An 11,944-nucleotide genomic window follows, 5' to 3' on the forward strand; every position below is an offset into this window, starting at 1 on the left:
AAGCGGCGAACTTACAGGCCAGGCAAACGCTGGCGAATCTGCTCGATCACCTGGTCCATGCTGCCAGCATCCTGGGTATCGACCCGGGTGCTCTGCACCAGCTCCTGCGCATCCAGGGCTTCACGGCTGGCCTGCTGGGCCTTGACCACGTCCAGGGTGGCATCCGAAGGGTCGGTGTTTTCGGCCTGACGCTGCTCCAGCCAGCTGGCGATGACTGCCTCGGGTGCGTGGCAGTCGAGGATCAGGAACGGTACACCGGTCTGGCTGGCAACGTCTGCCGCAGCTTGCCGCTGTTCATGCTTGAGGTAGGTGGCATCCAGCACCACCGGGAAGCCGGCGCGCAAAACGGTTGCTGCAACTTCGTGCAGACGTTGGTATGTGGCAGCACTGGCATCCTGGTCATAAATGCCGGAGGTGAGCTGACCGGCGCTCTCTTGCGGCTGTTCGCCGAACAGGCGCTTGCGCTCGACATCGGAGCGCACACGAATGGCGCCCAGGGCCTCGACCAGCCGCATTGCCACGTGGCTCTTGCCCACTGCCGAGACGCCATGGGTAACGGCCAGCAGCCGCGAAGGGATGGCGCTGTAGCTTTCGGCCAGGTTGGCGTAATTGCGGTAGGTGCGCAGGGTGGTGGCCCGCTGCACGCCGTCGGCATTGGCCGGCATGCTGAACAGCGCGACTTTGGCCCGTACCAGGGCGCGATAGGCTTTGTAGAAGTTGAGCACTTCCAGGCCTTCATAATCGCCGGTCAGCTCCAGGTACTGGCTGATGAAGCGTCGTGCCAGGCACTTGAGGCCGCGATCTTCCAGGTCCATGGCGAGGAAGCCGGTGTCCGCCCAGACATCGGTCATGCGGAACGGTTCGTTGAACTCGATGCAGTCGAAGATCACCACCTGGCCGTCGATCAGGGTGGCGTTGCCCAGATGGATGTCGCCGTGACACTCGCGGGTGAAGCCATTGGCCTTGCGCGAGGCGAACAGGCCTTGCAGCCGCTCGAAACTGCTGCGGGCCCAAGCCTGCAGGTTGTCCAGTTGCAGCAGGTCGGCCTTGTCGCTGAGGAAGGGGCGTATCTGCTCGAAGTTCTGCTCGACCGGCGCCATGACGCTTTCAGGCGAGCCGTAGGGCTGCTCGGCGGATACCTTGGGCGTTTGCAAGTGGAACTCGGCGATTTGCCGGGCCATCTGGTCGATGTGCGCGGCATTCAGTTCGCCATTGGCCTGCAGGGTGCTGAGCATCTGCCCCTGCGGGAACTGTCGCATCTTCAGTGCGTATTCGATGGCTTCGCCGTCGCCACCGATCTGCGGTGCGTCGACGCTACCGGTCAGCGGCAGCACCTCCAGGTACAGGCCGTCGGTCAGGCGCTGGTTCAGGCGCAACTCTTCGTTACAGAAATGTTGGCGCTGGCCTAGGTCGGTGAAGTCGAGGAAGCCGAAGTTCATCGGTTTCTTGATCTTGTAGGCGTACTCGCCGGTGAGCAGCACCCAGGAGATATGCGTCTCGATGAGCTGGAACCCATCCACGGGGTGAGGGTACAGGGCTGGGTTCTGCAACGCAGTGATAAGTGCTTGGCTCACGGGAAATCCTTCCGGGGGCAGGGAATTCGAATGCGCCATTATGGTCAATGGTGCCGTCCCTGCCTACCGCTGGGCCGTCTGCCCAGCCTTTATAAAGTGCGTATAATCCGCCGCCATGACCCGAACCCGAAATCCCCGTACCCCTCAGAAACGCCCGACCGGCCGCTCTCGCGCCTGGCTGGGCTGGGCTTTGAAGCTCAGCCTGGTAGGCCTGGTGATCGTTGCCGGCTTCGCGGTTTACCTCGATGCCGTTGTCCAGGAGAAGTTCTCCGGCAAGCGCTGGACCATCCCGGCTAAGGTGTATGCCCGGCCGCTGGAGCTGTTCACTGGTCAGAAACTGAGCAAGAACGACTTCCTTACCGAACTCGACGCGCTCGGCTACCGGCGCGAAAGTGCGGCCAACGGCCCGGGTGCGGCGGCCGTCAACGGCAATACCGTCGACCTCAATACCCGTGGTTTTCAGTTCTACGAGGGCATGGAGCCAGCACAGTTCGTACGCGTGCGTTTCTCAGGCGATTACGTGGCGGGCCTGTCGGCTGCCAACGGCAAGGCGCTCGACGTGGTGCGGCTTGAACCCCTGATGATCGGCGGTATCTACCCGAAAAACCTCGAAGACCGCATCCTGATCAAGATCGACCAGGTACCCAAGTACTTGCTCGAAACCCTCGTGGCGACTGAAGACCGCGACTTCTATAGCCACTATGGCGTGTCGCCCAAGTCCATCGCCCGGGCCATGTGGGTCAACACCTCGTCCGGCTCGATGCGCCAGGGCGGCAGTACCCTGACCCAGCAGCTGGTGAAGAACTTCTACCTCAGCAGCGAGCGCAGCCTCAGCCGCAAGCTGACCGAGGCGATGATGGCCATGCTGCTTGAGCTGCACTACGACAAGCGCGAGATTCTCGAGGCCTACCTCAACGAGGTGTTTGTCGGTCAGGATGGCCAGCGTGCCGTTCACGGCTTCGGCCTGGCCAGCCAGTTCTTCTTCAGCCAGCCGCTTTCGGAGCTGAAGCTGCATCAGATCGCCTTGCTGGTTGGCATGGTCAAGGGGCCGTCCTATTACAACCCGCGGCGCTACCCTGACCGCGCTCTGGCCCGCCGCAACCTTGTGCTCGACCTGGTAGCCGAACAGGGCGTGGCCAGCCAGGCGGAAGTCGATGCCGCGAAGAAGATGCCGTTGGGCGTGACCAAGCGCGGCAGCCTGGCCGACAGCTCGTTCCCGGCCTTCCTCGACCTGGTCAAGCGTCAGCTGCGCCAGGACTACCGCGACGAAGACTTGACCGAAGAAGGCCTGCGTATTTTCACCAGCTTCGACCCGATTCTGCAGATGAAGGCCGAAACCTCGATGAGCGAGACCTTCAAGCGCCTTTCGGGGCGCAAAGGTGCTGACGAGGTGGAATCGGCCATGGTCGTGACCAACCCGGAAACCGGTGAGGTACAGGCGCTGATCGGTAGCCGCCAGGCAGGCTTCGCCGGTTTCAATCGGGCCATCGATGCTGTGCGGCCGATCGGCTCGCTGGTCAAGCCGTCGGTGTACCTGACTGCGCTGGAGCAGCCGAGCAAGTACACGCTGACCAGCTGGGTGCAGGACGAGCCATTTTCGGTCAAGGGTGCCGATGGCCAGGTATGGCGCCCACAAAACTACGACCGTCGACCGCATGGCACCATCTACCTGTATCAGGGCCTTGCCAACTCTTACAACCTGTCGACCGCCAAGCTCGGGCTGGAAGTGGGCGTGCCCAATGTGATCAAGACCATTGGCCGGCTGGGGGTAAATGTCGACTGGCCAGCCTTCCCGGCCATGTTGCTGGGGGCCGGTGGCATGTCGCCAATGCAGGTTGCGACCATGTACCAGACCATCGCCAACGGCGGTTTCAATACCCCGATGCGCGGTATCCGCAGTGTGCTGACTGCCGAGGGCGAGCCACTCAAGCGCTACCCGTTCCAGATCCAGCAAACCTTCGACCCGGGGGCCATCTACCTGGTGCAAAACGCCATGCAGCGGGTCATGCGGGAAGGTACCGGGCGCTCGGTGTACAACACCTTGCCGCGCTCGCTGACCCTGGCGGGCAAGACCGGTACCAGTAACGACTCGCGCGACAGCTGGTTCTCCGGCTTCAGCCAGGACCTGCTGGCCGTGGTGTGGATGGGCCGTGACGATAACGGCAAAACCCCCTTTACCGGTGCCACCGGTGCCCTGCAGGTGTGGACCAGCTTCATGAAGAAGGCCGACCCGCTACCGCTGGACATGCCGCAGCCGGACAACGTGGTGCAGGCCTGGATCGACCCGTACACTGGCCATGGGTCTGATGGCAGCTGTCCGGGAGCGGTGCAGATGCCGTATATTCGCGGGAGTGAACCGCCCGCCGGCGCGACCTGTGGCGGCGAGCAGAATCCTGCAGAATCAGTCATGGACTGGGTCAAAGGCTGGATGAATTAAGCACAGGCTGCATTGATGAGGTGTGACGTGAACAAGTGGCTGTTTCCTGCCGTGACGGCGTTGGCTGTGCTCCAGGGGTGCTCTAGCGTTCCGCGCGGTAATATTCCGGTGGTCGATTCGAGCACTCGCGTGTCAAACAGCGAGCGCGTGACGGCCAACCGCTCGGCGGGTGGCTATAACACGGGCACCGCGCAAGCGCAGACGTTGCCCGAAGACTCGGGCGTGACCGTGATGATCCCGCAGGGCGCTGGCGCTTCTGGCATCCAGACGTTCCCGGCTGCCAATGGCGCGGCGCCGATCAGCACCTCGCCAATCACGCCGGGCCCGATTACTTCTGGCCCCGTCAGTTCGGCGCCGATGACCACCAACCCCAACCCGATCGCCGACGAGCCGTTCGACATCGCGGCGATGAACAGCACCCCGGCAAGCACCAGCGCGCCAACAGGCATTCCGCGCAGCAGCACCGCTGCCGGTGGTCTGTCGGCCGACGAGCAACTGGACGGCCCGGTGCTGGCACTGCTGACCACCGCGCAGACCCAGCAGGGCAGTGGTGACTTCAACGGAGCGGCTTCGAGCCTGGAGCGTGCCCAGCGCATTGCCCCGCGTGAGCCGCAGGTGCTGTATCGCCTGGCTCAGGTGCGCCTGTCGCAGGGTGATGCAGCGCAGGCCGAGCAGTTGGCGCGTCGCGCCCTGACTTACGCCAACGGCCGCCCAAGCCTGCAGGCCGAGCTGTGGAACACCATCGCCCAGGCCCGTGAAAAGCAAGGTGACAGCGCTGGCGCGGCACTGGCCCGGCAGAAGGCGCGGGTCAATTCGTGATGATCGAGCAACGTATTCTGGACATTGCCGACCATCTGTTGCTGATCGAGCGTGAACTGGTGGTGCAAGGGTGGTGGGATGACGAGCCACCCAGTGACGAGGCTCTGGCCAGTACCGTCCCGTTCGCGGTCGATACCCTCAGTTTCGAGCAGTGGCTGCAATGGATCTTCCTGCCGCGGATGAAGATCATCATCGAGCTCGGTCAGCCGTTGCCCAACGCCTCCAGCATCCTGGTCATGGCCGAGACTGTGTTTACCGACCGGCCGGAGCAAAGTCGTGAGCTGCGCCGCCTGTTGGCAGCATTTGACCAATTGATCGCTCCTTCCGCCTGATTTCTTCAGTTTTCCCTTCAAGGGCCGCAGATTGTGGCCCTTTTTTATGGAAATCTTATTTATTCTGCTGCTGAAGCGATTTTTAGTGGTGGCAGGAATTCATCTTGGGGAAAAATTGGCAATAATTTTTCTTGACATGTTGGCGCCGAATCACAAGAATCCAACTTCCGCTGTAGAGGGACTGCCAGAAGCAGACCCGCTAAGCAGATCATGAGGTGCACACCCGCGCCGACCTGTTACACCCCGCAACGCGTTACCTCGCGCTGGGTGGGAAAGCCCCGCAACACTCTGGGGTGCTCCCAATACTTGCTCAGTCAGTGCTGACGTTTTCGCTCATGCTCTGCTTGGCAGTAAACCTATTAAGACCCGTCCACTAGGGACGGTATTCTGGCGTTTTAGAGGTGAACAACGTGGAGCTTTTATCTGGCGCTGAGATGGTCGTCCGCTTTTTGCGTGACGAAGGCGTTAAGCACATCTACGGGTACCCTGGTGGTGCTCTCCTGCATGTTTACGACGCACTGTTCAAAGAACCGGAAGTGGAACACATCCTGGTTCGTCACGAGCAGGCGGCAACCCATATGGCGGACGGCTACGCCCGCGCCACCGGCAAGGCCGGTGTGGTGCTGGTAACCTCCGGCCCGGGCGCGACCAATGCCATCACCGGCATTGCCACCGCCTATATGGATTCGATTCCGATGGTCATCCTGTCCGGCCAGGTGCCTAGCACCATGGTGGGTACCGATGCCTTCCAGGAAACAGACATGATTGGTATCTCGCGGCCGATCGTGAAGCACAGCTTCATGATCAAGAACCCGACCGAGATCCCGGAAGTCCTGAAAAAAGCGTTCTACCTGGCGCAATCCGGTCGCCCAGGTCCGGTCGTGGTCGACATTCCAAAAGATATGACCAACCCGGCCGAAAAGTTCGAATACGTTTACCCGAAAAAGGTCAAGCTGCGCTCCTACAGCCCGGCGGTCCGTGGCCATTCCGGGCAGATCCGCAAGGCCGCCGAGATGCTCCTGGCTGCCAAGCGCCCGATCGTCTACTCCGGTGGTGGCGTGATTCTCGGCGGTGGCTCCGAAGCCCTGACCGAAATCGCCAAGTCGCTGAACTTGCCGGTTACCAATACCCTGATGGGCCTGGGTGGCTTCCCGGGTACCGACCGCCAGTTCCTCGGCATGCTCGGCATGCACGGCAGCTACACCGCCAACATGGCCATGCACAACGCCGACGTGATCCTCGCTGTGGGCGCACGCTTCGACGACCGTGTGGTCAACGGCCCGGCCAAGTTCTGCCCGAACGCCAAGATCATCCACATCGACATCGACCCGGCGTCGATCTCCAAGATGATCAAGGCCGACGTGCCGATTGTCGGCCCGGTCGACAGCGTGCTCAGCGAAATGCTCGGTATCCTCAAGGAAATCGGCGAGCAGCCTGACAAGGCGTCGCTGGATGCCTGGTGGAAGCAGATCGACGAATGGCGTGGCGATGGCGAGATGTTCCCTTACGACAAGGGCGACGGCACTGTCATCAAGCCGCAGAAAGTCATCGAAACCCTGTGCGAAGTGACCCATGGCGATGCCTTCGTCACCTCCGACGTGGGCCAGCACCAGATGTTCGCGGCGCAGTACTACCGCTTCAACAAGCCGAACCGCTGGATCAACTCCGGTGGCCTGGGCACCATGGGCTTCGGCTTCCCGGCGGCGATGGGCGTCAAGCTCAACTTCCCGGATCAGGACGTTGCCTGCGTGACTGGCGAAGGCAGCATCCAGATGAACATCCAGGAGCTGTCCACCTGCATGCAGTACGGCCTGCCGGTGAAAATCGTCAACCTGAACAACGGTGTGCTGGGCATGGTTCGCCAGTGGCAGGACATGGCCTACAACGGTCGTCACTCGCACTCGTACGTCGAGTCGCTGCCTGATTTCATCAAGTTGGCCGAGGCCTATGGCCATGTGGGTATCCGCATCACCAGCCTGAAGGACCTCAAGCCGAAGCTGGAAGAAGCGTTTGCGATGAAGGACCGTCTGGTGTTCATCGACATCGCGGTTGACCGCAGCGAGCACGTCTATCCGATGCAGATCAAGGATGGCTCGATGCGTGACATGTGGCTGAGCAAGACGGAGCGTACCTGATATGCGGCACATCATTTCCCTGCTGCTGGAAAACGAACCAGGTGCGTTGTCCCGTGTGGTCGGCCTGTTCTCCCAGCGCAACTACAACATTGAAAGCCTGACCGTGGCGCCGACCGAAGACCCGACCCTGTCGCGTCTGACGCTGACCACCGTTGGCCATGACGAAGTGATCGAACAGATCACCAAGAACCTGAACAAGCTGGTCGAAGTGGTCAAGCTTGTCGACCTGTCGGAAAGTGCTCACATCGAGCGTGAACTGATGCTGGTCAAGGTCAAGGCCACCGGTGCCCAGCGCGCCGAGATCAAGCGCACCACGGATATCTTCCGTGGCCAGATTGTCGACGTGACCGCCAGCGTGTACACCGTGCAGCTGAGCGGCACCAGCGACAAACTGGACAGCTTCATCCAGGCGATCGGCACTGCATCGATTCTCGAAACCGTGCGCAGCGGCGTTACCGGCATTGCCCGTGGCGACAAAGTGCTCAGCATCTAAATTCAAAAATTAGCGATGGCTCCGCAGGGGCCGAGATATAACCAGGGGTATTTCATGAAAGTTTTCTACGATAAAGACTGCGACCTTTCCATCATCCAGGGCAAGAAAGTCGCCATCATCGGTTACGGCTCCCAGGGCCACGCTCAAGCGTGCAACCTGAAGGACTCCGGTGTAGACGTTACCGTCGGTCTGCGTAAAGGTTCGGCTACCGTTGCCAAGGCTGAAGCCCACGGCCTGAAAGTTGCCGACGTTGCTACCGCTGTCGCTGCGGCTGACCTGGTCATGATCCTGACCCCGGACGAGTTCCAGGGCGCTCTGTACAAGAACGAGATCGAGCCGAACATCAAGAAGGGCGCTACCCTGGCCTTCTCCCACGGCTTCTCGATCCACTACAATCAGGTTGTTCCGCGTGCCGACCTCGACGTGATCATGATCGCGCCGAAGGCCCCGGGCCACACCGTTCGCTCCGAGTTCGTCAAAGGCGGCGGCATTCCTGACCTGATCGCTATCTACCAGGATGCTTCGGGCAATGCCAAGAACGTTGCCCTGTCCTACGCTTCGGGCGTTGGTGGCGGCCGTACCGGCATCATCGAAACCACCTTCAAGGACGAAACCGAAACCGACCTGTTCGGTGAGCAGGCTGTTCTGTGCGGCGGTACCGTTGAACTGGTCAAGGCCGGTTTCGAAACCTTGGTCGAAGCTGGCTACGCGCCGGAAATGGCCTACTTCGAGTGCTTGCACGAACTGAAGCTGATCGTTGACCTCATGTACGAAGGCGGCATCGCCAACATGAACTACTCGATCTCCAACAACGCCGAATACGGTGAGTACGTCACCGGCCCGGAAGTCATCAACGAAGAATCCCGCAAGGCCATGCGCAACGCCCTGAAGCGCATCCAGGACGGCGAGTACGCGAAGATGTTCATCTCCGAAGGTGCTACCAACTACCCATCGATGACCGCCAAGCGCCGCAACAACGCCGCTCACGGTATCGAAATCATCGGCGAGCAACTGCGCTCGATGATGCCGTGGATCTCGGCTAACAAAATCGTCGACAAGACCAAGAACTAAGTCTTATCGAAAGATGAAAAACGCGGCTTCGGCCGCGTTTTTTCGTTCTGGCAGCCCGCTTCTGGTATAAAGCAGACCAGTGGCCTGCTGTCAGAACCTGTTTCGCGGGCCCGTGTCGAACATTTTCCATCCTGTTGCAAGGTACCCTTTATGAGCGAACGTCCCGAAGAGCCGAACAAGCCCTCCGACGCCGAAAGCCTGCTACCTATCGATGAGCACATTGAAGAAGGGCACGACGCCGAAGGCCGCAAGGTGCGCCACCGCGGCATCTACCTGCTGCCCAACCTGTTCACCACCGCCAACCTGTTTGCTGGCTTCTATTCCATCATCAGCTCGATGAGCGCACAGAGCGCCCTGAGTGCCGGTGACCCGCGCGAGGCGAGCAAGTACTTCGCCTTCGCCGCCATCGCCATCTTCGTGGCCATGGTGCTCGACGGCCTGGACGGCCGCGTTGCGCGCATGACCAATACCCAGAGCGCCTTCGGTGCCGAGTATGACTCGCTGTCGGACATGGTTGCATTCGGTGTGGCCCCTGCCTTGCTGGCCTTTGGCTGGGCGCTGGGTGACATGGGCAAGGTCGGCTGGATGGTCGCCTTCATCTATGTGGCCGGTGCCGCGCTGCGCCTTGCGCGCTTCAACACCCAGGTCGGTACCGCCGACAAGCGTTACTTCATCGGCCTGGCCAGCCCGGCTGCCGCAGGTGTGGTAGCGGGTACCGTGTGGGCGTTCAGCGATTACGGTATCCAGGGCTCCAAGCTGTCGTTCCTGGTGGCGCTGCTGGTGGCAGCTGCCGGCATGCTGATGGTCAGCAATATCAAGTACAACAGCTTCAAGGAGCTGGACCTCAAGGGGCGCGTACCATTCGTGGCCATCCTTGCCGTGGTGCTGGTGTTTGCCGTCGTTTTCAGCGACCCGCCGCGCATCCTGCTGCTTATCTTCCTCGCCTATGCAGCGTCGGGGCCGATCCAGTTCCTGTTGAAGGCGCGCCGGCGCAAAGCGTGAAAATTGCTTAACGCTGGAATAACCCTCCGGCTCCATAGTCTTACTGGTACATCCGTTATCCAGTGCTATGGAGCCGCCCATGCTCATCAAGCTTCCCAGGTCTTCCGAGTGCAAGGCGTCGGAGATCACGCCCGAAGGCATCTACCTTTCCCGTCGCACCCTGCTGGGTGGCTCATTGGCCGGCCTGGCGCTGGGCGCATTGCCGGGCAGGGCGGGCGCTGCTGAGGTTTCCCGTTATGCCGATGTGCAGGCGGGTGCCGCACCTGCCTGGTTTACTGACAAGCTCGCTGCCACGCGCTGGCAGGCGGTGACGGTGAAGGGCGAGGCAATCACGCCGTTCAAAGATGCTACCCATTACAACAACTTCTATGAATTCGGGCCTGACAAGGGCGACCCGGCCGCCAATGGCGACAGCCTGAAGACCGAACCGTGGTCGATCGTGGTGGATGGTGAGGTGGGCAAGCCCGGGCGCTATGCGCTGGAAGACTTCGTCAAACCTTATCAGCTCGAAGAGCGGATCTATCGGCTGCGTTGTGTAGAGGCGTGGTCGATGGTCATCCCGTGGCTGGGGTTCCCGCTGGCGCAGGTACTCCAGCGGGTCGAGCCGACTTCCAGGGCGCGCTATGTGCGCTTCGAGACGTTGAAAGATCCACAGCATATGCCTGGGCAGCGTTCAGGGTTCGCCTTGATCGACTGGCCTTATAGAGAAGGGTTGCGCCTGGACGAGGCGATGCATCCGCTGGCGATCCTGGCGGTCGGCATGTATGGCCGCGAACTGCCCAATCAGAATGGCGCGCCCTTGCGCCTGGTGGTGCCGTGGAAGTATGGCTTCAAGAGCATCAAGTCGATCGTGCGCATCAGCCTGGTGGCTGAGCAGCCCGGCACGACCTGGGAAGGGCTGGCGCCGGATGAATATGGTTTCTATGCCAACGTTAACCCGCAGGTCGATCACCCGCGCTGGACCCAGGCTCGCGAACGCCGGTTGCCCAGCGGGTTGTTCAGCCCCAATGTGCGAGAGACGCAGATGTTCAATGGTTACGCTGATGAAGTGGCGTCGCTGTATACAGGGCTTGATCTGCGGAAGAACTATTGATGCGTTACCCCTGGTTTCGCCTGGCGATCTTCATCGTGGGATGCGTGTTTCCGGCGTGGTGGCTATATGAGGCGGCGATGAACCTGCTGGGGCCTGACCCTGGGAAGATCATGATGGATCGCTTTGGGCTTGGGGCGCTTACCTTCCTGCTGGTGACCTTGAGTATGACCCCACTGCAGAAGCTGACGGGCTGGTCGGGCTGGATTGTGGTGCGCCGGCAGCTGGGGTTATGGGTGTTTGCTTATATAGTGCTGCACATCCTCTGTTACCTGTTCTTTATTCTTGGGCTGGATTGGGGGCAGTTGGCGGTGGAGCTGCGCAAGCGGCCCTACATTATTGTCGGTGCGCTGGGGTTCCTGTGCTTGCTGGCGTTGGCGGTTACCTCGAATCGTTATAGCCAACGGCGGCTGGGGGCGCGATGGAAGAAGCTGCACAGGTTGGTGTATCTGGTTCTTGGGCTGGGGCTGCTGCACTTTTTGTGGATTGTGCGCTCGGACCTGCGGGAGTGGGCTGTGTATGCGTTTATCGGTACTTTGCTGATAGTGCTGCGGATTCCTGCTGTTGGGCGGGGGCTTTCGAGGGTTGGCAGGAAGCAGGGTAGGGCGGTTTGAGAGTGAGGTGGGGCTGCCAGGGGCCAGTCTTGAGATAGTAGTGGCTGTGAAAGGTGCTTGCCTTTGATCTTGTGGCGGACACCTGGTGGCCCTTGATACGGCCTTCGCCAGGAATATTCCAAATAACTGCAATTAAAGGTTGACGCCCTTCCGAATCCCCTTATAATGCGCCCCACTTCCAGCGACATCGGAACGACAAACTCCTTGAGATTCAATGAGTTAGATAGTTAAGGTGCTGCTGAAAGGGCTACGATCGAAAGATCGCAAGCGGTTGAAATGGTGGTTGACAGCGCTTCTAAACGCTGTATGATTCACCTCCCGCTACGAGAGATCGCAGCGAGTTAAGTGTTTGAAGCTAAACGAGTTTCTCGGAAAAA

The 11,944-nt window shown here is 60.5% G+C and carries 10 protein-coding genes; 9 read left to right on the forward strand and 1 reads right to left on the reverse strand.

The features are described from left to right. Positions 1–11 precede the first annotated feature (11 nt). The gene (locus E8E78_RS19385; RefSeq protein WP_016501610.1) at positions 12–1,574 is read right to left on the reverse strand and encodes a bifunctional aminoglycoside phosphotransferase/ATP-binding protein; all 1,563 of its coding nucleotides are present in this window, start codon (positions 1,572–1,574) and stop codon (positions 12–14) included. 115 nt (positions 1,575–1,689) lie between these two features. Here E8E78_RS19385 and mrcB point away from each other — a divergent pair, with 115 nt between their 5' ends. The 9 genes from mrcB to msrQ all read left to right on the forward strand — a co-directional run bounded on the left by mrcB (position 1,690) and on the right by msrQ (position 11,567). After that, entirely contained in the window at positions 1,690–4,011 is a 2,322-nt protein-coding gene (gene mrcB / locus E8E78_RS19390) for a penicillin-binding protein 1B (protein WP_016501609.1), read from the forward strand. A gap of 15 nt (positions 4,012–4,026) precedes the next feature. Further along, positions 4,027–4,830 carry a tetratricopeptide repeat protein gene (locus E8E78_RS19395; protein WP_049275309.1) on the forward strand — a complete coding sequence of 268 codons (804 nt, stop codon included), beginning with the start codon at positions 4,027–4,029 and terminating at the stop codon, positions 4,828–4,830. Continuing rightward, on the forward strand, positions 4,830–5,162 hold the full coding sequence (locus tag E8E78_RS19400; RefSeq protein ID WP_041167876.1) for a YqcC family protein: 333 nt from the start codon (positions 4,830–4,832) through the stop codon (positions 5,160–5,162). The genes E8E78_RS19395 and E8E78_RS19400 overlap by 1 nt, the downstream gene beginning before the upstream one ends. A gap of 410 nt (positions 5,163–5,572) precedes the next feature. Continuing rightward, complete coding sequence (locus E8E78_RS19405) at positions 5,573–7,297, forward strand: acetolactate synthase 3 large subunit (RefSeq protein ID WP_041168126.1); 1,725 nt, start codon at positions 5,573–5,575, stop codon at positions 7,295–7,297. 1 nt (position 7,298) lies between these two features. Continuing rightward, positions 7,299–7,790 (forward strand): acetolactate synthase small subunit, encoded by a 492-nt coding sequence (gene ilvN, locus E8E78_RS19410; RefSeq protein ID WP_003250040.1) that lies wholly within the window; start codon positions 7,299–7,301, stop codon positions 7,788–7,790. 54 nt (positions 7,791–7,844) lie between these two features. Beyond that, positions 7,845–8,861 (forward strand): ketol-acid reductoisomerase, encoded by a 1,017-nt coding sequence (gene ilvC / locus E8E78_RS19415; protein ID WP_003250043.1) that lies wholly within the window; start codon positions 7,845–7,847, stop codon positions 8,859–8,861. A gap of 150 nt (positions 8,862–9,011) precedes the next feature. Further along, complete coding sequence (gene pssA, locus E8E78_RS19420; RefSeq protein WP_016501605.1) at positions 9,012–9,863, forward strand: CDP-diacylglycerol--serine O-phosphatidyltransferase; 852 nt, start codon at positions 9,012–9,014, stop codon at positions 9,861–9,863. Between the two features lie 79 nt (positions 9,864–9,942). After that, positions 9,943–10,956 carry a protein-methionine-sulfoxide reductase catalytic subunit MsrP gene (gene msrP / locus E8E78_RS19425; protein ID WP_049275310.1) on the forward strand — a complete coding sequence of 338 codons (1,014 nt, stop codon included), beginning with the start codon at positions 9,943–9,945 and terminating at the stop codon, positions 10,954–10,956. After that, a complete protein-coding gene (msrQ, locus tag E8E78_RS19430) occupies positions 10,956–11,567 on the forward strand; it encodes a protein-methionine-sulfoxide reductase heme-binding subunit MsrQ (RefSeq protein ID WP_049275311.1) in 612 nt (203 codons plus the stop codon). The genes msrP and msrQ overlap by 1 nt, the downstream gene beginning before the upstream one ends. The last annotated feature ends 377 nt before the right edge of the window (positions 11,568–11,944 follow it).

Source organism: Pseudomonas sp. BN505 (assembly GCF_029873175.1).
GTDB classification, from domain to species: domain Bacteria; phylum Pseudomonadota; class Gammaproteobacteria; order Pseudomonadales; family Pseudomonadaceae; genus Aquipseudomonas; species Aquipseudomonas putida.